Origin of the sequence: Lysobacter sp. S4-A87, from assembly GCF_022637455.1 — a bacterium.
Lineage (GTDB): Bacteria > Pseudomonadota > Gammaproteobacteria > Xanthomonadales > Xanthomonadaceae > Lysobacter_J.
Window position 1 is genome coordinate 3,449,073 of record NZ_CP093341.1, and the last position, 20,388, is coordinate 3,469,460.

General features: G+C 67.5%; 20 protein-coding genes and 3 pseudogenes. 11 read left to right on the forward strand and 12 right to left on the reverse strand.

Going from position 1 to position 20,388, the window contains the following annotated elements; genetic code table 11:
• Window positions 1–120: 120 nt before the first annotated feature.
• A complete protein-coding gene (locus MNR01_RS15505) occupies window positions 121–1,569 on the forward strand; it encodes a catalase (protein WP_241920653.1) in 1,449 nt (482 codons plus the stop codon).
• Between the two features lie 59 nt (window positions 1,570–1,628).
• Window positions 1,629–2,234, forward strand: a complete 606-nt coding sequence (locus MNR01_RS15510; protein WP_241918650.1) for an ankyrin repeat domain-containing protein — start codon at window positions 1,629–1,631, stop codon at window positions 2,232–2,234.
• Here MNR01_RS15510 and MNR01_RS15515 read toward each other — a convergent pair.
• Window positions 2,231–2,746: a hypothetical protein gene (locus tag MNR01_RS15515; RefSeq protein ID WP_241918651.1), complete on the reverse strand. Its 516-nt coding sequence runs from the start codon at window positions 2,744–2,746 to the stop codon at window positions 2,231–2,233. The two genes, MNR01_RS15510 and MNR01_RS15515, sit on opposite strands and share 4 nt — an antisense overlap.
• 118 nt (window positions 2,747–2,864) lie before the next feature.
• Between MNR01_RS15515 and MNR01_RS15520 the strand changes: the two genes are divergently transcribed.
• Entirely contained in the window at window positions 2,865–4,301 is a 1,437-nt protein-coding gene (locus MNR01_RS15520; protein WP_241918652.1) for a PLP-dependent aminotransferase family protein, read from the forward strand.
• Window positions 4,302–4,350: 49 nt separating this feature from the next.
• Here the strand turns inward: MNR01_RS15520 and MNR01_RS15525 are convergent, their stop codons facing one another.
• Window positions 4,351–4,770 (reverse strand): hypothetical protein, encoded by a 420-nt coding sequence (locus MNR01_RS15525; protein ID WP_241918653.1) that lies wholly within the window; start codon window positions 4,768–4,770, stop codon window positions 4,351–4,353.
• Between the two features lie 114 nt (window positions 4,771–4,884).
• Between MNR01_RS15525 and sufT the strand changes: the two genes are divergently transcribed.
• The 4 genes and pseudogenes from sufT (at window position 4,885) to MNR01_RS15545 (ending at window position 9,974) form a co-directional block, all read left to right on the forward strand.
• Complete coding sequence (gene sufT, locus MNR01_RS15530; RefSeq protein WP_241918654.1) at window positions 4,885–5,442, forward strand: putative Fe-S cluster assembly protein SufT; 558 nt, start codon at window positions 4,885–4,887, stop codon at window positions 5,440–5,442.
• Between the two features lie 574 nt (window positions 5,443–6,016).
• Window positions 6,017–7,699 (forward strand): annotated as a pseudogene (locus MNR01_RS15535) (S8 family peptidase); the annotation flags it as partial.
• A 132-nt stretch (window positions 7,700–7,831) separates the two neighbouring features.
• Window positions 7,832–8,062: pseudogene (locus MNR01_RS15540) on the forward strand (proprotein convertase P-domain-containing protein); the annotation flags it as partial.
• Between the two features lie 217 nt (window positions 8,063–8,279).
• Entirely contained in the window at window positions 8,280–9,974 is a 1,695-nt protein-coding gene (locus tag MNR01_RS15545) for a S8 family peptidase (RefSeq protein ID WP_241918655.1), read from the forward strand.
• Between the two features lie 84 nt (window positions 9,975–10,058).
• Here MNR01_RS15545 and MNR01_RS15550 read toward each other — a convergent pair.
• Window positions 10,059–10,163 (reverse strand): annotated as a pseudogene (locus tag MNR01_RS15550) (asparaginase); the annotation flags it as partial.
• A 620-nt stretch (window positions 10,164–10,783) separates the two neighbouring features.
• Between MNR01_RS15550 and MNR01_RS15555 the strand changes: the two are divergent.
• The gene (locus MNR01_RS15555; protein ID WP_241918656.1) at window positions 10,784–12,094 is read left to right on the forward strand and encodes a S8 family peptidase; all 1,311 of its coding nucleotides are present in this window, start codon (window positions 10,784–10,786) and stop codon (window positions 12,092–12,094) included.
• Between the two features lie 103 nt (window positions 12,095–12,197).
• Here MNR01_RS15555 and MNR01_RS15560 read toward each other — a convergent pair whose 3' ends face one another.
• The 3 genes from MNR01_RS15560 to wrbA all read right to left on the reverse strand — a co-directional run bounded on the left by MNR01_RS15560 (window position 12,198) and on the right by wrbA (window position 13,687).
• Window positions 12,198–12,683, reverse strand: a complete 486-nt coding sequence (locus tag MNR01_RS15560; protein WP_241918657.1) for an asparaginase domain-containing protein — start codon at window positions 12,681–12,683, stop codon at window positions 12,198–12,200.
• An 84-nt stretch (window positions 12,684–12,767) separates the two neighbouring features.
• A complete protein-coding gene (locus MNR01_RS15565; protein WP_241918658.1) occupies window positions 12,768–13,097 on the reverse strand; it encodes a DUF2069 domain-containing protein in 330 nt (109 codons plus the stop codon).
• Complete coding sequence (gene wrbA / locus MNR01_RS15570; RefSeq protein ID WP_241918659.1) at window positions 13,094–13,687, reverse strand: NAD(P)H:quinone oxidoreductase; 594 nt, start codon at window positions 13,685–13,687, stop codon at window positions 13,094–13,096. The genes MNR01_RS15565 and wrbA overlap by 4 nt, the downstream gene beginning before the upstream one ends.
• A 120-nt stretch (window positions 13,688–13,807) precedes the next feature.
• On the opposite strand from wrbA, the gene MNR01_RS15575 reads away from it, so the two are divergent.
• Genes MNR01_RS15575 through MNR01_RS15585 form a run of 3 tightly spaced genes read left to right on the forward strand, consistent with a single transcriptional unit; the run spans window position 13,808 to window position 15,976 of the window.
• Entirely contained in the window at window positions 13,808–15,073 is a 1,266-nt protein-coding gene (locus MNR01_RS15575; protein ID WP_241918660.1) for a YihY family inner membrane protein, read from the forward strand.
• A 4-nt stretch (window positions 15,074–15,077) separates the two neighbouring features.
• Window positions 15,078–15,710: a TlpA disulfide reductase family protein gene (locus MNR01_RS15580; protein WP_241918661.1), complete on the forward strand. Its 633-nt coding sequence runs from the start codon at window positions 15,078–15,080 to the stop codon at window positions 15,708–15,710.
• Window positions 15,707–15,976, forward strand: coding sequence for an acylphosphatase (locus MNR01_RS15585; protein ID WP_241918662.1), 270 nt, complete (start codon window positions 15,707–15,709; stop codon window positions 15,974–15,976). Before MNR01_RS15580 ends, MNR01_RS15585 begins: the two co-directional genes overlap by 4 nt.
• 62 nt (window positions 15,977–16,038) lie before the next feature.
• Here the strand turns inward: MNR01_RS15585 and ppk2 are convergent, their stop codons facing one another.
• From ppk2 to MNR01_RS15615, 6 genes are all read right to left on the reverse strand, one after another.
• Window positions 16,039–16,815, reverse strand: a complete 777-nt coding sequence (gene ppk2, locus MNR01_RS15590) for a polyphosphate kinase 2 (protein ID WP_241918663.1) — start codon at window positions 16,813–16,815, stop codon at window positions 16,039–16,041.
• Complete coding sequence (locus MNR01_RS15595; RefSeq protein WP_241918664.1) at window positions 16,815–17,174, reverse strand: helix-turn-helix domain-containing protein; 360 nt, start codon at window positions 17,172–17,174, stop codon at window positions 16,815–16,817. Before MNR01_RS15595 ends, ppk2 begins: the two co-directional genes overlap by 1 nt.
• A 42-nt stretch (window positions 17,175–17,216) precedes the next feature.
• Window positions 17,217–17,738: a molybdenum cofactor biosynthesis protein B gene (gene moaB, locus MNR01_RS15600; protein ID WP_241918665.1), complete on the reverse strand. Its 522-nt coding sequence runs from the start codon at window positions 17,736–17,738 to the stop codon at window positions 17,217–17,219.
• Between the two features lie 125 nt (window positions 17,739–17,863).
• Window positions 17,864–19,558: a UDP-N-acetylglucosamine-peptide N-acetylglucosaminyltransferase gene (locus tag MNR01_RS15605; protein WP_241918666.1), complete on the reverse strand. Its 1,695-nt coding sequence runs from the start codon at window positions 19,556–19,558 to the stop codon at window positions 17,864–17,866.
• Between the two features lie 3 nt (window positions 19,559–19,561).
• On the reverse strand, window positions 19,562–20,011 hold the full coding sequence (locus MNR01_RS15610; RefSeq protein ID WP_241918667.1) for a GNAT family N-acetyltransferase: 450 nt from the start codon (window positions 20,009–20,011) through the stop codon (window positions 19,562–19,564).
• Window positions 20,012–20,095: 84 nt separating this feature from the next.
• Complete coding sequence (locus MNR01_RS15615; protein ID WP_241918668.1) at window positions 20,096–20,371, reverse strand: hypothetical protein; 276 nt, start codon at window positions 20,369–20,371, stop codon at window positions 20,096–20,098.
• Window positions 20,372–20,388 lie beyond the last annotated feature (17 nt).

Sequence of the window (20,388 nt, forward strand, 5' to 3'; positions counted from 1 at the left end):
TGAATGCTCTTGGCTCTTCAGCCAGAGTCAAGACGCCTCATGAGACACGGACGACATTCGAACCTCGCGCTGCTGCTGTTGTTGCCCGCAACCCTGGTCCAGACGGCCAGCGCACAGTCGATGCTCACCCTCGACAGCGGCGCAAAGGTTGGCGACAACCAGAATTCGCAGACGGCCGGCGCAACCGGGCCGACGCTGCTGCAGGACGTGCAGCTGGTGCAGAAACTTCAGCGTTTCGATCGCGAGCGGATTCCCGAGCGCGTGGTCCATGCCCGCGGCACCGGCGCCCATGGCGAGTTCGTGGCGACGCAGGACATCTCCGGGCTGAGCAAGGCGCAGGTGTTCCGGCCGGGCACGAGGACACCCGTCTTCGTTCGGTTCTCGTCGGTCGTTCACGGCAATCATTCGCCCGAGACCCTGCGTGACCCGCATGGCTTCGCCGTCAAGCTCTACACAAGCGAGGGCAACTGGGATCTGGTCGGCAACAACTTTCCGACCTTCTTCATCCGTGACGCGATCAAGTTTCCGGACATGGTGCACTCGGTCAAGCCCGAGCCGCGCACCAACCTGGACGACGATTCGCGCCGTTTCGACTTCTTCTCGCACGTGCCAGAGTCGACCCATACGTTGACCCGGCTGTACTCCAACGACGGAACTCCCGCTGGCTACCGTTTCATGGACGGTAACGGGGTGCATGCCTACAAGCTGGTCAACGCCGCCGGCGAAGTGAGCTACGTCAAGTTCCGCTGGAAGTCCCTGCAGGGGATCCGGAACCTCGATCCGGAACAGGTTGAGAAGGTCCAGGGGCGCGACTACAGCCATCTGACCAACGACCTGGTCTCATCGATCAAGCGCGGTGAGTACCCGCGATGGGACCTGATGATCCAGGTTTTGGCACCTGAGGACCTTGCGAAGTTCGACTTCGATCCGCTCGACGCCACGAAGGTCTGGCCCGGCGTGCCGGAGCGGAAGATCGGCGAGATGGTGTTGAACCGGAACGTCGACAACGTGTTCCAGGAAACAGAGCAGGTCGCGCTGTCGCCAGCGAACCTGGTGCCGGGCATCGAGCCGTCCGAGGACCGCTTGCTGCAGGGACGACTGTTCGCCTATCCCGACACCCAGATCTATCGCCTCGGGGCCAATGGGCTGGGGCTGCCGATCAATCGACCGAGGGTGGCTGTCCACAACGTCAACCAGGATGGATCGGGGAACAACGGTCGCACCGCCAGCGGGGTCAACTACGAGCCGAGCCGACTGCAACCGCGACCACAAGAGGGCAGCGCGCGCCCGAGCCAGTTGCCGCTGACGGGCAGCACCCAGCAGGCGAAGATCCGGCGCGAGCAGAACTTCAAGCAGGCAGGAGACCTGTATCGATCCTTCAGCGCGAAGGAACGCCAGGATCTGATTCGCAGCTTTGGCCAGTCGCTGGCCGGTAGCGACGATGAGAGCAAGCACATCATCCTTTCGTTCCTGTACAAGGCCGATCCGCAGTACGGCACCGGCGTCAGTCGTGAGGCCAAGGGCGATCTCGCCCGCGTCCGCGAGTTGGCCGCGGCATTGCAGGACTGAGGGCGTTTCCCCTCGCGCACCGCGGCGGGCCGCGGTGCGCGCCTTGACAGAGAATCAATGTGCGCACTTACCACTGCTCCCATGTCTTCCTGGGTTTATTGCTGGCGCTTGCCACCGGCGGCGCCTGCGCACAGCCGGGCAAGTCCGGCGACGCGCAAGCACTTCAGGCAACGCAGCTGCGCACGCAGTTGCAAGGCTATTTCTTCGACGCCGCGCGCAGCGGCCATCAGTCCATGCTCGATGAATTCATTGCCGCAGGCTTCGACCTCGATGTCCGCGACGAGAAGGGATACACGGCGTTGATTCTTGCCGCCTACCATGGGCATGCGGCGGCAGTGGAACAGTTGCTGGCGGCTGGCGCGGACCCGTGTGCGCAGGACAAGCGCGGCAATACCGCGCTGATGGGTGCGATCTTCAAGGGAGAGCTGTCGATCGCGCGTCGCCTGCTGCGCGCCGAGTGTGCGCCGGATCAGCGCAACAATGCCGGCCAGACTGCCGCGATGTATGCGGCGCTGTTCCGTCGCAAGGACGTGCTTGAGGCGCTTGGGGCCAAGGGAGCGGACATGCGCGCCGAAGATGCGGCAGGCAATTCGCCGGAACGGCTGGCCAACGGCGAGTTCGGCGCGTTTCCGGCTACTTCCGCTGGCCGCGGTAACGAGCGCTAGTCGTCGGTCCGGTGCCACCTGCGCGCGAACAACGCGCAGGGGACGCCCACCAGCAGCATGTGCGCGAGCAGACAGGCGATCGACCAGTCCAGCAGGAACCGCCGCGGCGGCGCCGCCGAGAACATCGGCACGGCGATGACGTGGATCAGCACGTAGCACAGCGCGCCGTAGAGCATGCCGTTGCGCAGCGGATGCTGCAGCAGCCACGGCCGGCCGCGGCTGGCGACGTGGTAGATCGCGACGATCGCGGTCATCAGGTAGAAGTGCACCGCCGCCCCGAACAGGGCCGTGGCGGCGCCGCCGGCGAAGGCGGCGTCACGACCGATCAGCCAGGCCGCGACCGACTGCGGAATGCGGATCGGGGAGGTGCCCAGGGGCGCCCACCAGATCATCGCGAACATCAGGTCGAAGGCGCCGACGGTCAGGCCGCCGAGCAGAATCCAGGCCCAGGCCGCGGGCCGTTCCCACGGGGTGGCGGTCGGGGAGGCATGGTCGCGGGCGGGCACTTTCATGGTCGGGTCCATTCGCACGGGATTGGCCCTATGGAGCCGTGGCAAAGTGGCACTGGCAAGGTCCAATTCATCGGGCTTGAATGGGGCCAATCCGCCATGCCCCTCCAGGAGGCCGGCCATGCACCTGCAACTCGACGGAAGCGGTCCGCTGCACGCGCAGCTGACCCGCGCCCTCAAGAGCGCCGTATTCGCCGGCCGGGTGAGCCAGGGCGCGCGGTTGCCGGCGACCCGGCAGCTGGCGCGCGAACTGGGTGTCTCGCGCAACACCGTGCTGGCCGCCTACGACCAGCTGCGCGCCGAGGGCTTCGTCGATGGACGGGTCGGATCGGGCAGTTACGTCACCCCGCCAGTGCAATCGGCGCGGCCGATGCATCCGGTGGACGCGCCCTTGCCGGCGCAGTCGCAATTCGCCCGCCGCGCGCGCGTCATCCACGACCACCTGCGCATCCCCGGACGCGCCGTGCCGGGCGTGCGCTATGCCTTCCAGTACGGGGTGCCGCTGACCAATCCGGCGCTGACCAGCGCCTGGGCGCGCGAACTGGCACACGCCGCTGCCTACACCTCGCCGACCTATCCGCCGTCGCAGGGGCTGCTGGCGCTTCGCGAAGCGGTATGCGACTACCTGGGCCGCCGCCGTGGCGTGCAGGCGCAGCCCGAGGACGTGGTCATCGTCCACGGCACCCAGCAGGCGGTGGCGCTGACGGCGCGCGTGCTGCTCGATCCGGGCGATGAGGTGGTGCTGGAAGAGCCGCACTACTCGGCGATGCGCGAAGCCCTGCAGATCCACGGTGCGAAGGTGCGTACTGTCGGCGTCGACGGACAGGGCCTGGTCTGCGACGACCTGCCCGTGCCGGCACCGAAGCTGGTGTGCGTGACTCCTTCGCACCAGTTTCCCAGCGGCGCGGTGCTGTCGCTGCAACGCCGGCTGGCGTTGATCGACTACGCCCGCCGGCATGGCAGCTGGATCCTCGAGGACGACTACGACGGCGAGTTCCGCTACGACGCGCGGCCACTGGCGGCATTGCGCTCACTCGACGACAGCGCCCGGGTGATCTATGTCGGCACGTTCTCCAAGGTGATGTTCCCGTCGCTGCGGCTGGGTTACCTGGTGGTGCCGCCAGGGCTGCGCGGTGACTACGTCAACGCCAAGTGGCAGGACGACTTCGGCTCGTGCGGCATCGAGCAGGCCGCGCTTGCGCGGTTCATCGCCGACGGCGGCTTTGAGCGCCACCTGCGGCGCACCTGGAAAACCTTGAAGGAACGCCGCGCGGCACTGCTCAATGGCCTGCAGCGTTGCAGCCGGGGACGACTGCAGATCAACGACTCGCGTGCCGGCATGCACCTGGTGGTCTGGCTGAAGGGTCGCAGCGCGGAGCAGGGCGAGGCGTTCATCGCCCGCGCACGCAGCCTCGGCCTGGGCCTGTATCCGATCCGGCCGTACTACCTGGATCCACCGGACCGGGCCGGCCTGCTGCTCGGCTACGGCGCGCTGTCGGTGGCGGAGATCAACGAAGCCGTGGCCGTCTTCGAGACCTGCCTCGACGAATCCCCCTAGCCGCTGGCCGTAGTCCGGGTAAGCGCAGCGCACCCGGGAAGCAGACGCCTCAACGCGAAAGCCACCCCGCAACCACCAGCCCCGCCACGATAAAGGCCAGGTCGGCGACCCCATTGGCCAGCTGCACCAGGATCCACGCATGGTGGATCCCCAGCCGCATCGCCGAGTCCCACGGTGGCATCCCCAGCATCGCGCCGAGCTGGGTCGCGGTGATGAACCAGTTGGCGGCGACCACTATCGCGGCGGTGGCGATCACCCCCGCCAGCAGCCGCTTCGGGCCGGGGCGCCAGCCGCCCAGGCGCAGCATCAGGGCGATGTCCAGCGCGCCCAGCACGGCCATCCAGCCGTTCTGGCGGCCGGTGTACAGGCTCAGCAGCACCCACACGGCGGCAAACCCGCAGGCGCCCAGCAGCAAAAGCAACCACGAAAACCACGAGACGCGGCGGGCAGGCGGGGCGGGTGGGGTCATCGACAACTCGGCGGACGGTCAATGCAACAGCATAGCCGGGCGGCCATACCCTTAGGCCATACAGTTTAGAATCGCGGACCTTGTGCCGGGTCGCGGCACCCCAATCTATCCGGCATGTATTCCCGCAGCAGCGAACCCGTCCGTTTCGAGCGCGATTGCGCCGTTGTCATGGTCCCCCAGGGAGAACAGCTGACGTTGCCCGCGGGCAGCATCGGCTATATCACCCAGGGCCTTGGCGGCAGCTACACCGTGTTCGTCGAAGGCAACCTGTTCCGCGTCGCGGGACGGGATGCCGACGCCATCGGCAAGGAACCGCCGGAGCCGTTGGAGTTGCCCGAGGGCGCCGACGACGAGGCCGTCGAGCAACTGGTGTGGCGCCAGCTGCGCACCTGCTTCGATCCGGAGATCCCGATCAACGTGGTCGACCTGGGCCTGGTCTACGAGGCCAGCATCCAGCCGCATCCCGAGCAGGCGGGCAAGCGCCGCGTCGAAGTGCGCATGACCCTGACCGCGCCCGCCTGCGGCATGGGCGACATCCTCGTCGCCGACGTGCGCGACAAGCTCGAGATGATCCCGACCGTGGCCGAGGCCGACGTCGAGCTCGTTTTCGACCCGCCGTGGAACCGCAACATGATGTCGGAAGCGGCCCGCCTCGAAACCGGGATGTTCTGAAGCCCCCTTGAGTCCCCCGTAGCCCGGGTAAGCGAAGCGCACCCGGGTAAACGCGTGTCTGTCCCCCCGTGCGCTCCGCTTACCCGGGCTACGCCATCCAAGCTGAATGCGCAGCCGGAAAGGCTGAACGCGATGGCCTTCTCATTTCCGTGACTTTGCCAATCCTGTTCATTCGATTGGCGGTAGGGGGTCCCGGTATTGCTGCGTTGAGCTGGTTTGAGAGCGGAGGGGGCTGCTCTCGGCCTCGTCGCGCGGTTTCCGGACGCCGGGGCGCAGGACCTGGCAGCACGCACTCTCGCCGTCACCGCCATGAGGGCTCAAGCCCCGACCAGGTGACCGCCCTGCGTTCGTGCTGCCCGGTTGACCGCAGCCCGCTGCGGTCGTGGTTGCAGGCATCAAACGGTCGCCACCTCGACGTGGCGGACCGCCGAACGTGCCCGGCCCCGGCGTGGTGATCTCGCGGCGATGAATTCGCGGCGATGGATCCGCTTCCACGGGCCGGACCCGACCATCACGAAGTTCCTGACTTTGGGGGTTCCATCCGATGTCCGATCGTCACTCGCGTCGCATCCGCATGCACGCACTCTCCGTCGCCACCGTCGTCGCGATTTCCGCCAGCTTCGCCGCACCGGCCCTGGCGCAACAGGCACGCATCAATCTCTCCGGCCTGCAGGCCGACAGCGGCAACGACCGCTTCATCGTCAAGTACAAGGACGGCAGTGCCGCCCAGACCAACGCTGCCACGATGCGCAGCGCGATCAGCTCGGCCGGCAAGGTCGTCGGCCTGACCCACGTGCGCCGCATCGCCACCGGTGCCGACGTGGTCCGCGCCGCGCGCAAGCTCGACCGCGTCGAGGCCGAGACGCTGATGCGCCAGATCGCTGCCGATCCGAGCGTCGAGTACGTCGAGGTCGACAAGCTCAACAAGCCGCTGCTGACCCCCAACGACACGCGATACAGCGAGCAGTGGGGCTATTCGGGCACCTACGGCATCAAGGCCAACCTGGCCTGGGATGTCACCAACGGCGCCGGCGCAGTGGTCGCGGTGCTCGACACCGGCATCACCAGCCATAGCGATCTCAGTGCCAACATCCTGCCGGGTTACGACTTCATCATCGACACGGCGGTGTCCAACGATGGCAACGGCCGCGACAGCGATCCGAGCGATCCGGGCGACTGGGTCACCGCCAACCAGTGCGGCGGCACCCACGCAGCGCAGAACTCGAGCTGGCACGGCACCCACGTCGCCGGCACGATTGCCGCGGTGACCAACAACGCCAAGGGCGTGGCCGGCGTCGCGTACGGCGCCAAGATCGTCCCGGTGCGCGTGCTCGGCACCTGCGGCGGTTACGACTCCGACATCGCCGACGCCATCACCTGGGCATCCGGCGGTACCGTCAGCGGCGTACCGGCCAATGCCAATCCGGCCGAAGTCATCAACCTCAGCCTCGGCGGCAGCGGTGCCTGCGGCACCACCACCCAGACCGCCATCAACGGCGCGGTCGGTCGCGGCACCACCCTGGTCATCGCCGCCGGCAACGACAACACCAACGTCTCCAACGCTTCGCCGGCGAACTGCAACAACGTCATCGCCGTGGCCTCGATCACCAGCACCGGCGCACGTTCGAGCTTCTCCAACTATGGCTCGCTGATCGACATCGCCGCACCGGGCTCGAACATCCTGTCCACGCTCAACAGCGGTGCCACCACGCCGGGCGCCGAGACCTATGCGTCCTACAACGGCACCTCGATGGCGACCCCGCACGTTGCCGGCGTAGTGGCGCTGATCCAGTCCGTGGCCACCACGCCGAAGACGCCGGCGCAGGTCGAGGCGCTGATCAAGGGCAACGTCACCGCGTTCCCGTCGACGCCCTCGCAGCCGATCGGCCCTGGCATCCTCAACGCCAAGGCCGTGGTCGATGCCACCAACGGCACCACGCCGCCGCCGACCGCCACGCCGCTGACCAACGGCGTTGCCGTGACCGGCGTCAGCGGCGCCGCCGGCAGCGACAAGCTTTACTCGCTCGACGTGCCCGCCGGTGCCACCGGCCTGAAGTTCGTCACCAGCGGCGGTACCGGCGATGCCGACCTGTACGTCAAGTTCGGCAGCGCACCGACCACCACGACGTTCGACTGCAAGTCCGAAAGCAGCAGCAACGCCGAGACCTGCAACATCGCCACCGCCCAGACCGGCAAGTACTACGTGCTGGTGCGCGGCTACGCGGCGTACTCGGGCCTGTCGCTGACCGGCAGCTACACCACCGGCGGTGGCGGCGGCACGCAGACCTACAGCAACACCGCCGACTTCACCATCAGCGACAACGCCACGGTCGACAGCCCGGTCACCGTGTCGGGCCGGACCGGCAACGCACCGAGCAATGCATCGGTGACGGTCGCCATCGTGCACACCTACCAGGGTGACCTGAAGGTGGATCTGGTTGCGCCGGATGGCTCGCTCTACAACATCCACAACCGTACCGGCGGCAGTGCCGACAACGTCAACAAGACGGTCACGCTGAATCTCTCCAGCGAGCCGCTCAACGGCACGTGGAAGCTGCGCGTCAACGACAACGCCGGTGGCGATACCGGCTACATCAACAGCTGGAGCGTGACGTTCTGAGTTGATCGGCCGCCTTTCGCGCGATCACGAAACACCATTGGCGCCCCGGTCTCGGCCGGGGCGCTTTTTTCTGCCCGACGCCCATGAATGTTCCAAGGTTGGCGGAGCCCATTGTGGGCTGGGGCGGACAACGGTTGCTGTCATGCCAGCCGTTGCATCGATGTTGTGTCGCGGATCGCTCCAGCGCAGCAGCCATCAGGGCCGGCCGGGATCTTCGATGCCGCGCGCGATGCCGCAGTGCGCAGTGTTGCGCGCTTGGCTGCGCCGCTACATTGCATTCAGCGGAGTGGGGCCGCTCGTTCCCGGTACATGCATCGCGTGTCCGGGACCGGCCACCCGCGGGGCCTTCGGAAACGGGGCATTCACCCTTTCCTTCCATTCGATCTGCGTGATGGCCGGCGATGTCGCACTCCACTGTGGCGTCGACGTTCCTGTGTTGCGTTCAGCCGAATGCCGCCTGCGTGGGGCCGGCTGTCTTCCCGCAGTTCGATACAAGGGGATTCCCAAAATGTCAGTAGATCACTCACGTTCGTTCCGTGCCCGCTGCCTGTGCGCGGCACTGGTGATTGCCGTGCCGGTCGCCATTCCGGTATCGGCACAGGATTCGCGGCTGAATCTGTCCGGCATGGGCGCCAGCGACCGCTTCGACCGCTTCATCGTCAAGTACCGCGACGGCAGCGCCGCCCAGGTCGATTCCGCCGCACTGCAGCGGTCGCTCCACGCCGTATCGTCCGTGCAGGGGCGAGGCAACGCCATGGCCTTGAAACACGTTCACCGGATTGCCACGGGCGCAGATGTGGTCAGCGTCAACCGCAAGCTCGACCGGGTCGATGCGCAGTCGCTGATGCGCCAGATCGCCAGCGATCCGAGCGTGGAGTACGTCGAGGTCGATCACCTCATGTTGCCGGCCAAGCGGCCCAAGGATTCCAGTTACGTATCCCAGTGGGGGCTGCATGGAATCAATGGCATCGATGCCGCCAGGGCCTGGAGGCGCGGCGATGGTCGCGGCACCGTAGTGGCGGTGATCGATTCCGGCATCACGAGGCACAGTGATCTCGATGGGAACGTGCTGCCAGGGTACGACTTCATCAGCCGCGCCGACGTTTCCAACGATGGCAACGGACGCGACGGCGATCCCTCTGATCCGGGTGACTGGGTCAGGGCAGGGCAATGCGGAGCTGGGAGTCCTGCGAGGGACTCAAGCTGGCACGGCACGCATGTGGCTGGCACCATTGCGGCGGTCACCAACAATGGCAAGGGAGTAGCCGGTGTCGCCCCCGCTGCCAGGATCGTGCCAGTACGCGTGCTGGGCACCTGCGGTGGCTTTGAATCCGACATCGCAGACGCGATCGTCTGGGCGTCGGGAGGAGACGTCCCCGGAGTTCCGGCCAACGCCAATCCGGCCGAAGTGATCAACCTGAGCCTCCAGCGTCCCGGGCAGTGCAGCGCGACCTTCCAAGGCGCGATCAACTTCGCGGTCAGCCGCGGGACGACGTTGGTCGTTGCCGCCGGCAACGGTTCGACGGACGTCTCCGGCCAGCGGCTGGCAAGCTGCGACAACGTGATTGTCGTGGCGGCGACCAACCGGTTGGGCCGACGCACGCGTTCGTCCAACCATGGATCGAAGGTCGACATCGCGGCGCCCGGCATTGGCATTCTGTCGACGACCAACGGCGGCGAAACGAAGCCCCAAAGAGAAGACTATGGCAGCGCGGACGGCACCTCGGTGGCCGCACCGCACGTTGCCGGCGTCGTGGCGCTCATCCAGTCGGCGGTGGCCACGCCCAAGTCGCCTGCGCAGGTCGAGGCATTGATCAAACACACCGCGTCACGTGCCAAGTCACGACCGGCTGAGCCCATCGGAGCTGGCATCGTCAATGCGAAATCGGCAGTGGATGCAGCGGTCCGGTAGCCCATGGACAAGAAAACACCCCGCTGATACCGGGGTGTTTCTTGCATCCCGCGCGCTTCCGGGCGATTGCTGCCAGTCGTGCGATCAGTCCGCTTCGAAGCGGTTGGCCGCGACGTTCTTGCGGACCCTGGTCGGATCCCAGATGCGTCCGTTCATGGCGATGTAGACGCCCGGCGGCAGCGACTGCACCGTTTTGCAGGCTGCGAGTCATCGCGAAATTGCTCAGCGCCCCGGTCCTGGCCGGGGCGCGTTTCATTCTGGCGTCGATGGATGTGCTCGGGTTGTCGCTAGTCGTTCGGCATCGAGGCGATCAAATCGATGTCATGCCAGCCGGGCTTCGCCAATGTGTCGGGGGCGCTCGCAGGCGGCTTTTCGCAGAGCCTTCCGGGGGGTTCGATACCGTCCAGGTGCGCCGCTGCGCGGTGTTGCGTGGGTGGCCCGCGTTGCTAGATTGCACTCAGCGGAGTGGGGCCGCTCGTTCCCGGTACATGCATCGCGTGTCCGGGACCGGCCACCCGCGAGGCCTTCGGAAACGGGGCATTCACCCTTTCCATTTCGATCTGCGTGATGGCCGGCGATGTCCGCACTCGAGTGAGACGTCGACGTCTGTCGTGCGCACAGCCGGTGCCCTCACGTGACCGGCTGCCAACTCGCAGTTCGATGCAAGGTTAGATACAAGGGGATCCAACACCATGTCAGTCCTTCGAGCACGTTCGTTTCGTGTCCAGCTACTGTGTGGGGCGCTTGCAGTGGCGCTGGCTCACGCCGCTCCGGCGTCAGCGCAGCAGTCACGCCTGAACTTGAGCGGCATGAATTCCGGTGATCGCTACGATCGCTTCATCGTCAAATATCGCGACGACAGCGCCGCCCATTCCAGTCCCGCGGCGCTGCAACGGTCGCTTCAGGCAATGGCGACGCCGCGCGGGCGTGGCAACGCCATGGCACTCAAGCGCCTGCACCGCATCGCCACTGGCGCCGATGTGGTGAGCGTCGACCGCGGCCTCGACCGCGTCGAAGCCGAATCGCTGATGCGCCAGTTCGCCGCCGATCCCGGTGTCGAATACGTCGAGGTCGACCACATCGTCCGGCCGGCGCTGACCCCGAATGATCCGCGATATCGGCGCCAATGGTCCTACTGGGGCAACAACGGCATCGACGCCGATGAGGCCTGGGACCTCAGCGACGGCTCCGGAACGGTGGTCGCGGTGCTCGATACCGGCATCACGCGGCACAGCGATCTCGACGAGAACGTCCGCCCCGGCTACGACTTCATCAGCAGCACCCGGTCCTCCAACGATGGCGATGGACGCGACGGCGATCCGTCCGACCCCGGCGACTGGGAACGGGCCGGGCAGTGCGGCGAGGGGCGTCCCGCGCGGGCATCCAGTTGGCACGGCACACACGTCGCCGGCACGATCGCTGCGGTCACCAACAATGGCAAGGGTGTCGCCGGGGTCGCGCATTCCGGCTGGATCGTGCCGGTGCGCGTTCTGGGTACGTGCGGCGGTCACGTTTCGGACGTTGCCGACGCGATCATCTGGGCCTCCGGCGGGGCTGTCGCCGGCGTCCCGGAAAACCCCTATCCGGCCGAAGTACTCAACCTCAGCCTGAGCCATCGCGCGAGCTGCGGCCGTACCTACCAGCGTGCAATCGACAGCGCGGTCAGTCGCGGCACGACGATAGTGGTTGCGGCAGGCAATGAATCGGCTGACGTTGCGGGATCATCGCCGGCCAGTTGCGACAACGTGATCGCGGTGGCGGCAACCACGCGGCCTGGCAGGCGGGCAGGTTTCTCCAACTACGGAGGGAAGGTCGACGTGGCCGCACCGGGTTCGCACATTCTTTCGACGCTCAACAGCGGCAGTACCCGGCCCGAAACCGAGATCTACGGCACGCGCAGCGGCACTTCGATGGCAGCGCCACACGTCACCGGCGTTGTTGCGATCATCCAGTCGGTCGCTGGTACGCCGAAGACGCCGGCGCAGGTGGAAGCGCTGGTCAAGTCCACGGCAAAGGCCACCCGGGCCAGGCCGTCACGGCCGATTGGTGCCGGCATCGTCAATGCCAAGGCGGCGCTGGATGCGACCATCGCGCCATTGCCGCCGGTTCCGGTGGACTAGCCGACACATGCAGCGCCTGGATTCGCAGGTGCGACATGCGTCCCTGGAAGAAAAACGCCCCGGCATTGCCGGGGCGTTGTCGATTCTGATGCGCGGCCAGCGATCAGTCCGCTTCGAAGCGGTTGGCCGCGACGTTCTTGCGGACCCTGGTCGGATCCCAGATGCGTCCGTTCATGGCGATGTAGACGCCCGGCGGCAGCGACTGCACCGCGCCGACCGCGCAGCCGACGTTGAACTCGGCATCGGAACCGCGGAAACGGGCCGGGCTCAGCGCACCCGTCAGCACGATTACTTTGTCGCCCAGGCTCGACAGCACCTTGGCGGTCTCCACCATCGTGTCGGTGCCGTGGGTGATCAGCACGTGGCGCGCCGGTTGTGCGGCGATGGTCGCCCGGATCAGCTGGCGGTCCTCGGCGGTGATGTGCAGCGAGTCCTTGCGCAGGATCGGGATCACGTTGAACTGGAAGGCGACGCCCAGCTCGCGCAGGATCCCGCCGATCTGCGGCTCGCCGATCTGGTAGTCCGACTTGTCGTCGAAGTAGATCTTGTCGATCGTGCCGCCGGTGGTGACGATGCAGAGCTGATCCATCGTGATGCGCGCGCTGGGGGAGATGTCGGCAATTATACGGCCGCTATACGGCCGCCGCCGGTCTCTCCCGCCAGGTCAGCCGATTCAACGCTTGCGCGCGAACCGCGCCCGCAGCCCGGGCAGATTGCCGGCGAAGACGACCACCAGTGCCAGCACGATCTCGGCCGTGGCATGGGCGCGTTCGCCGGGGCGGGAGTACGCCACCATCACGCCATGGCTGAACCAGCCCAGCGCGAACACCCCGGCCCAGAAGGACGCCTTGCGGTTGCCGCGCAGCGCCGCGACTGCCAGCAGCACCGGCGGCAGCGCGAACACGGCCAGGGCGACCCAGGGCGATGGCTGCGGCGCGAACCAGGCCACGAACACCGACGCCAGCGCCAGCAGCGCCACGATCAATACCCAGCGCGCGCTCATGCGGCCACCTTCGCGACCAGCATCGCCAGGCGACGGCCGAGGGCGCGTGCGAGCTGCGCTTCCTCGTCGCTGGGTTGCGGGTCGTCGCCACTGCCGGCGACGTGGCTGGCGCCGTACGGCGTGCCGCCGCTGCGCGTGCTGGTCAGTGCCGGTTCGGTGTACGGAATGCCCATCAGCACGCAGCCGTGGTGCAGCAGCGGCACCATCATCGTCAGCAGGGTCGATTCCTGGCCGCCGTGCATCGTCGCGGTGGAGGTGAACACCGCCGCGGGCTTGTCGACCAGCGTGCCACTGGCCCATTCGGCGCCGAGCCCATCGAGCCAATGCTTGACCGGTGCGGCCATGTTGCCGAAGCGGGTGGGGCTGCCCAGTGCGATGCCCGCGCACTCGACCAGGTCGCGGGCCTCGACGTAGGGGGCGCCATCGTCCGGCACCGGCGGCGCCGCGGTCTGCGTCACCGCCGCCACCGGCGGCACGGTGCGGATGCGCGCGCCGACGCCTTCGACCTCGCCGATGCCGCGCGCGATCTGCCGCGCCAGGCGCGCCACTGAGCCGCCACGGCTGTAATAGAGCACCAGGATCTCGGTCATCGCATTGGTTCGTGAGGCGTGAGGCGGGAAGGATAGTGGAAGTGGCGGTCCGACGTGACCGGGCGCACATGCCCGGCCCCGTGACCCCGCGCTCCCCGCGCATCGGTTACCCTCCGCCCGATGGAGCCGCTGAACACCTTGAACCGCTGGAGCGAGCGAGCGCGTGACCGCGCACGTGCGGGCACCTTCTTCCGATTCCTCGCCAAACGCTTCCTCGACGACAACCTGTTCCAGGCCGCCGGCGCGCTGTCGTACACGACGGTGTTCGCGCTGGTGCCGCTGTCGATGGTGGTGTTCGGCGTGTTGTCGGCGTTCCCCGTCTTCGGGGAATGGAGCGATCGCCTCAGCGATTACATCTTCTCCAACTTCGTCCCCAGTGCCGCCCGCTCGGTCGAGTCCTACCTCAAGCAGTTCTCGGCCAATGCCGGCCAGCTCACCGCGGCCGGCGTGATCGCCCTGGTGGTGTCGCTGCTGATCACCCTCAATGGGGTGGAGGCGACCTTCAACCGGATCTGGCGGGTCAAGACCGGGCGGCCGAAGGTCGGACGCTTCCTCGTCTACTGGACCGTGCTGACCCTGGGCGCGCTGATGGCCGCGGCGAGCCTGGCGATCTCGGCGCGATTCTTCGCCATGTCCGTCTTCGAGACCGAGGCCGGGCACCTCCTGCAGAAGATGCTGCTGCGCCTGGCGCCGATCGCGATCGAGCTGCTGGCCTTCGCCGCGATCTACCGCGTGGTGCCGCACCGCACGATCCAGTGGCGTCACGCCATTGCCGGCGCGATGCTGGCGACGTTCCTGTTCGAGTCGGTGAAGTGGGGCATCGGCCTGTACCTGGGCAACTTCGGTTCGTATTCGAAGATCTATGGCACGCTCGCCTTCGTCCCGATCTTCCTGCTGTGGATCTACCTGAGCTGGATAGCGATCCTGCTCGGCGCGTCGCTGGCCTCGTCGATGTCGGCGTTCCGCTACCAGCCGGCGAGCATGCGCCTGCCGCTGGGCCATGAGATCTACGGCCTGCTTCGCCTGTTGGGCCGCTTCAACGAGGCGCGCAGGAAGGGCAACGGCCTGCACATCGACGACATCGAACAGCTCGAGCCGATGCTGACCGATGCGCTGGTCCAGCAAATGCTCGCCCAGCTCGACGAGATCAACGTCGTGCGGCGCGCCGAAAATGGCGAATGGCTGCTGACCCGCGACCTGGACGAGCTGACCCTGGCCGAGCTGTACGAGGCGTGCAACCTGCGCATCCCGATCGCCGAAGCGGTGCTGCCGTGCCGCGACGATGCGCTGGGCCGCTCCGCCATTGCCGTTCTCGATGAACTTCGCATTCCATTGCGCGAGCTGCTCAAGCGCCGCGCGTCCACCATCCATTCCGAAGAGGTCTAGTCCGATGTCGAGCCGCCTGCTCTCCCTGCATGTCTCCACCCGTGCCAAGGCGTGCGCCGCCACGGTCCTGGCCATGCTGCTGCTCGCCGGCTGCCAGAAGCCGGCGCCCGCGCCGGAAGCGCAGGCACCTGCGAAGCCCGGGGCGCCGGCCGCACCTGCTGCTCCGGCGGCTCCGGCCACGCCGGCGGCTCCCTCCGACACGCCCGAGCTGAAGATCACCACGGTCGATGGCAAGCCGTACGACCTCGCCGAACATCGGGGCAAGTGGGTCGTGGTGAACTTCTGGGCGACGTGGTGCAAGCCCTGCCTGAAGGAAATGCCGGAGCTGTCGGCGCTCGACGCGATGCGTGAGCACGTCGAAGTGCTGGGCCTGGCCTATGAAGAAATCGCGCCGGCCGACATGCGCGCCTTCCTGATCAAGCACCCGGTGTCGTACCCGGTCGCGATCGTCGACACCTTCAATCCGCCGGCGGCCTTCGAGACCCCGCGCGGCTTGCCGATGACCTTCCTGATCGGCCCCGACGGCAAGGTTGCCGACAAGTTCCTCGGCCCGGTCACCGCGCACGACATCGAGGCGGCGATTGCCAAGGCCGGCGGCCCGCAGGCGCAGCCTGCCGCCGCTGCGACGAAGTCATGAGCGCGGCGCGCTTCATCGTCAGTGGTCGCGTGCAGGGCGTGTTCTTCCGCGCTTCGACCCGCGACCAGGCACTGGCGCTGGGCTTGCGCGGATTCGCCCGGAACCTGCCGGACGGCCGTGTCGAAGTGCTCGCGGCCGGTGACGACGTGGCACTCGACCGGCTCGCCGCGTGGCTGCGGCAAGGCCCGGCCATGGCGCAGGTGGACGACCTCGAGCGCCTGGCAGCGCTGGACAACGAAGCCGGCGAAACCTTCGTGATCTCGTAGCCCGGGTAAGCAACGCGCACCCGGGACAACCGCCCGCAATCCCTCAACGCCCCCCGGATCGCCTAGCCCTTGATCGTCCGGATCGGCTTGATCACCCCGTACCGTTCCTTCTTCGCCTTCCCCGCCAACGGCTCGAACACGATCGGCTCCTCACCGACATGCGTGTCGGGCAGCCGGTCGAGCAGGTCGCGGATCAGGGTCAGCCGCCCCCGCTTCTGGTCGTTGAAGTCGACCAGCGTCCAGGGAGCATGCCGGGTGTGGGTGGCCTTGAGCATGGCCTCGCGCGCCTGCGTGTAGGCGTCATAGCGCTTGCGCGCCTCGAAGTCGATCGGCGACAGCTTCCAGCGCTTGAGCGGATCGTCGAGCCGCTCGAGGAAGCGCTGTTCCTGTTCGTCCTGGTCGCAGCACAGCCAGTACTTGAACAGCAGGACGCCGTCGTCGACCAGCAGCTTTTCGAAGGTCGGCGTCTGCCGCAGGAAGGCCTTGACCTGCGCATCCTCGGCGAACCCCATCACCTGTTCGACGCCGGCGCGGTTGTACCAGCTGCGATCGAACAGGGCGATCTCGCCTGCGGAGGGCAGGTAAGGCACATAGCGCTGGAAGTACCACTGCGCGCTTTCGCGTTCGGTCGGTTTCGGCAGCGCGACCACCTGGCATTGCCGCGGGTTGAGGTGCTCGGAGATGGCGCTGATCGCGCCGCCCTTGCCGGCGGTGTCGCGACCTTCAAACAGCACGACCAGGCGACGGCCGTTGTGCTTGAGCCAGCGCGCCATGTTCGCCAGCTCGATCTGCAGCGGTTCGAGCAGGGCTTCGTATTCCTTGCGCTTGAGGCCGGCCATCACTTGCTCCCTCGACGACGTTTGGCGGTATTGGCGCTGGCGGCGCCGGCCATGCTGCGCGCCACTTCCAATAGCGCGCCTTGCTGGCGCGTGGTGAGGGCACGGTAGGCGCTGAGCAGGTCGTGTTCGCCCTGGGTGCGGGCCGGGTCGAGCGTGCTGGCCAGTTCGGCCAGCAGGGCGCCCGCCGGCACGCCGAAGGCGCGTGCCAGTGCGTCGAGCTGTTCCTTGCCGGGCATCTTCTCGCCCCGGAGCCAGGCGCTGACGGTGGCGACGCCGGCGCGCGGTATGGCGGTGGCGATGTCGGCTGCGCTCAGGCCGCGGGCCCTGGCGAGCAGTTGCAGGGTGGTGTCCAACGGCATGGTCTGGCTCCGGTGGTTGAACCCGATCGATGGGCGTGCGGGTCAGCGTTCCTTGAGGCGTGGGCGCAGCGTGGCGAGGTTGCAGGGCCGGGTACGCGCGTCGAGCTGGTTGCGGATGATCCTCTCCCAGGCGGTGCGACACGCCGAGGTCGAGCCCGGCAGGGCGAACACGAACGTGCCGTTGGCCAGGCCGGCGAAGGCACGCGATTGCACGGTGGACGTGCCGATCTCTTCGTAGCTGATGGCGCGGAACAGTTCGCCGAAGCCTGGCATCTGTTTGTCGAGCAGCGGCAGCAGGGCTTCGGGCGTGGAGTCGCGCCCGGTGAAGCCGGTGCCGCCGGTGACGAGGATGCCGTCGATATCGTCGTCGGCGATCCATTTCGACACGATGGCGCGCAGGCGGTAGCGGTCGTCGGGCAGCAGCTTGCGATCGGCCAGCCGGTGGCCGTCGTCGGTCAGCGACTGCACCAGGTAGTCACCGGAGCTGTCTTCGGCGAGGGTGCGCGAGTCCGAGACGGTCAGCACGCAAAGATTCAGGGGGATGAGGTCGTGTTCGGCAGTCATGGCGGCGAGCCTAACCGATTGCCTGTGTGATGGCGGTGCTCACCTTTGCGGCCCCGCCTCCGTAGCCCGGGTAAGCGCAGCGCACCCGGGATTGACGGTCCCCGGGTGCGCTGCGCTTACCCGGGCTACCGGCGCGCCATCGCGCGCACCGCGTCGGCAAAGTCACGCGCAAAGCCGCCCATGTCGAACAGGCCGCTCTCGCTTCGTCGAAGAGCCAGCTCGTCCTTGAGCGCATCCAACGCGCGCGGATCCCTCCCCAGCGCGACCGCGCGCGCCACGAATGCCGCATCGTCGGCGACATTCATGTCCATCATGCCGAGGTGATGATTGAGGCTGCCGGCAACACGCGCCGCGAACGTCTCGCCCGGTCGCGTCAGTACCGGACACCCGGCCCACAAGGCATCCGATGCGGTGGTGTGGGCGTTGTAGGGCTCGGTGTCGAGGAACAGGTCGGCGTGCTGCAGCCGGGCCATGTACTCGGCGTGCGGTTGCTTGGGCATGAACACCAGCCGGGCGGGATCGACTCCCTGCATGCGCGCAACATCGCCCAGGCGCGCGTCGGCGTGGCCCGGTCCCGACAACAGCCACAGCACACTGCCGGGCGCGTCGCGCAGCACCGCCAATGCGCGCGTCACGCTGCGCGGGTTGAGTTTGTAGCTGTTGTTGAAGCAGCAGAACACCACGCCTTCGCCGTCGGTGCCGCGCTCGGGAAGGCCGCATTGCGCGCGCGACGGCGGCGGCAGGAGCGCGCGCGTGGTATCGGACGGCTGGAAGCAGCGCGGCAGCCACACCACGTTCTCGCTGAAGGCGTGCGCCATCGTTTCCGGCAGCACGAAGCGGTCGGCCAGCACATGATCGATCCAGGGTGCGCCGGACGTGCCTGGGTAGGCCAGCCAGTTCACCTGCACCGGCGCGGGTCGCATCGCCAGTACTTCCGGCGCGCCACCGCCGCCCCAGCCGCGCAGGTCGAACAGCACGTCGATGCCGGCCGCGCGGATGGCCGTCGCCACCTGCGCATGCGCGCGCATCGAGACATCGTGCAATGTGTGGGCGGCGGCCTGCAGGCGCTGGCGGATCGGACTGCCGTCGTCGTCGTTGAGCGCGAACAGGTGGATCTCCATGTCCGTCTGCGCCTTGAGTCGTTCGAACATCGCCGCCGTGAGCAGGCCGGTCGGATGTGCGCCGAAACCGTTGGAAAGGAAGCCGACGCGGATCGGCCCGGCGGCCGCGGCCTCCGGTGGCGGCATCGTGCGCACTGCCGCGGCTACGACACCCGCGCGAAGGCGCGCGCAGCGCAACTGTTCCAGGGCGCTGGCGTCCTCGCTGAGAAAGGCGAACGGTTCGACCGATGCGCTGCCGTTGTTGACCGCATCGCGGACCTGGCGCGCAAGCGCGTCGAGATCGCGCCAGTCACACAGTTTGCGCCGCCAGGCCAGCAGGTAGGCGGCCAGTTGCGGTTCGTCCGGGGCCAGCGCGTGTGCACGCGCGTAGGCCTGCGATGCGGCTTCGGCCTCGCCGGCGTCTTCCAGCGCATGCCCCAGCCAGACCGCGATGCCGGGATGATCGGGCGCATTGGCCGCGGCCGCGCGCAGGCTGGCGACAGCCTCGCCGCGCTGGCCCTGCATCCACTGCGCGCGCCCCAGTCGCGCCAGCGCTTCGGGATGGCCGGGCCTCAGCGCGAGTGCGCGCTGCGCAGCCATCGCGCCGGCGGCGGCATCGCCGCGATCGAGCTCATGTTCGGCCAGCAGGATCCAGGCAAAGCCATCGCCGGGATTGCGCTCGAGTGCGCGGCGCAATTCGATGCGCGGATCGTTGTGCACGGATCAGACCAGGGCCAGGTGATAGCGAAGCGTGCCGTCGTACAGCTGCCAGCCGCCGGATTCGTACAGGGCCTGGGCGTTGCGGTTGTCCGGCGTTGTCTCCAGCTCGAGGCGGATCGCGCCGTCATCGCGCGCGAACATCGCGGCGGCCGTCAGCAGCGCCTGCGCCACGCCTTGCCGGCGCGCACCCTGGGCGACGTACAGATCGTTGAGCACCCACACCCGTGCCGCGCGCACCGAAGAGAACGTCGGGTAGAGCTGGGTGAAGCCGACGGCTGCCTCGTCGATCATCGCCAGCAGGACGACGGACTGGTCGCGCTGGATGCGATCGTGCAGGAACCCGCGTGCCAGTGCCGGATCCTGCGGCTGCTCGTAGAACATGCGGTAAGCGTCGAACAGCGGTGCAAGCTGGTCGAGGTCGCCGAGCGTGGCGCGCCTGATCTCGAGGGGCATGGCGATTCCTTGGGCACGAGGTGTCGGCGATTGTAGACAACACGCGCGGCCCGCAATGTCGTCTCTCTGCCGCGGACCGTCCGGCTAGAGTGCCGCGAGGCCGTCCTGGATCACGCCGATCAGCACGCCGGCCGCCAGCAGCCCCAGTCCCCACAGGAACATGCGGATCGCCCGCGAGTATTGCGACGCCTGCAGCGAATCGGGATGCAGCAGCCGCTTGAGCGCCACCAGTTGCGCCGCGATGCCGGCCACCATTGGCGTCACGACACCAATGTCGGTGAGGTGCCAGGGCTCGGGATCGTCCGTCCACTGGGTGAGGATGCCGAGCGAGAAGGCCGCCAGCACGCCGACCACGGTCATCGACCCGTTGCGGAAGA

Bases quoted from the DNA above. Each gene is read 5' to 3' on its own strand.
- MNR01_RS15505 (WP_241920653.1), top strand. From the start codon at position 121: ATGCTCACCCTCGACAGCGGCGCAAAGGTTGGCGACAACCAGAATTCG.
- MNR01_RS15515 (WP_241918651.1), bottom strand. From the start codon at position 2,746: ATGAAAGTGCCCGCCCGCGACCATGCCTCCCCGACCGCCACCCCGTGG.
- MNR01_RS15520 (WP_241918652.1), top strand. From the start codon at position 2,865: ATGCACCTGCAACTCGACGGAAGCGGTCCGCTGCACGCGCAGCTGACC.
- MNR01_RS15525 (WP_241918653.1), bottom strand. From the start codon at position 4,770: ATGACCCCACCCGCCCCGCCTGCCCGCCGCGTCTCGTGGTTTTCGTGG.
- sufT (WP_241918654.1), top strand. From the start codon at position 4,885: ATGTATTCCCGCAGCAGCGAACCCGTCCGTTTCGAGCGCGATTGCGCC.
- MNR01_RS15545 (WP_241918655.1), top strand. From the start codon at position 8,280: ATGCCGCGCGCGATGCCGCAGTGCGCAGTGTTGCGCGCTTGGCTGCGC.
- MNR01_RS15555 (WP_241918656.1), top strand. From the start codon at position 10,784: ATGAATTCCGGTGATCGCTACGATCGCTTCATCGTCAAATATCGCGAC.
- MNR01_RS15560 (WP_241918657.1), bottom strand. From the start codon at position 12,683: ATGGATCAGCTCTGCATCGTCACCACCGGCGGCACGATCGACAAGATC.
- MNR01_RS15565 (WP_241918658.1), bottom strand. From the start codon at position 13,097: ATGAGCGCGCGCTGGGTATTGATCGTGGCGCTGCTGGCGCTGGCGTCG.
- wrbA (WP_241918659.1), bottom strand. From the start codon at position 13,687: ATGACCGAGATCCTGGTGCTCTATTACAGCCGTGGCGGCTCAGTGGCG.
- MNR01_RS15575 (WP_241918660.1), top strand. From the start codon at position 13,808: ATGGAGCCGCTGAACACCTTGAACCGCTGGAGCGAGCGAGCGCGTGAC.
- MNR01_RS15580 (WP_241918661.1), top strand. From the start codon at position 15,078: ATGTCGAGCCGCCTGCTCTCCCTGCATGTCTCCACCCGTGCCAAGGCG.
- MNR01_RS15585 (WP_241918662.1), top strand. From the start codon at position 15,707: ATGAGCGCGGCGCGCTTCATCGTCAGTGGTCGCGTGCAGGGCGTGTTC.
- ppk2 (WP_241918663.1), bottom strand. From the start codon at position 16,815: ATGGCCGGCCTCAAGCGCAAGGAATACGAAGCCCTGCTCGAACCGCTG.
- MNR01_RS15595 (WP_241918664.1), bottom strand. From the start codon at position 17,174: ATGCCGTTGGACACCACCCTGCAACTGCTCGCCAGGGCCCGCGGCCTG.
- moaB (WP_241918665.1), bottom strand. From the start codon at position 17,738: ATGACTGCCGAACACGACCTCATCCCCCTGAATCTTTGCGTGCTGACC.
- MNR01_RS15610 (WP_241918667.1), bottom strand. From the start codon at position 20,011: ATGCCCCTCGAGATCAGGCGCGCCACGCTCGGCGACCTCGACCAGCTT.
- MNR01_RS15615 (WP_241918668.1), bottom strand. From the start codon at position 20,371: ATGACCGTGGTCGGCGTGCTGGCGGCCTTCTCGCTCGGCATCCTCACC.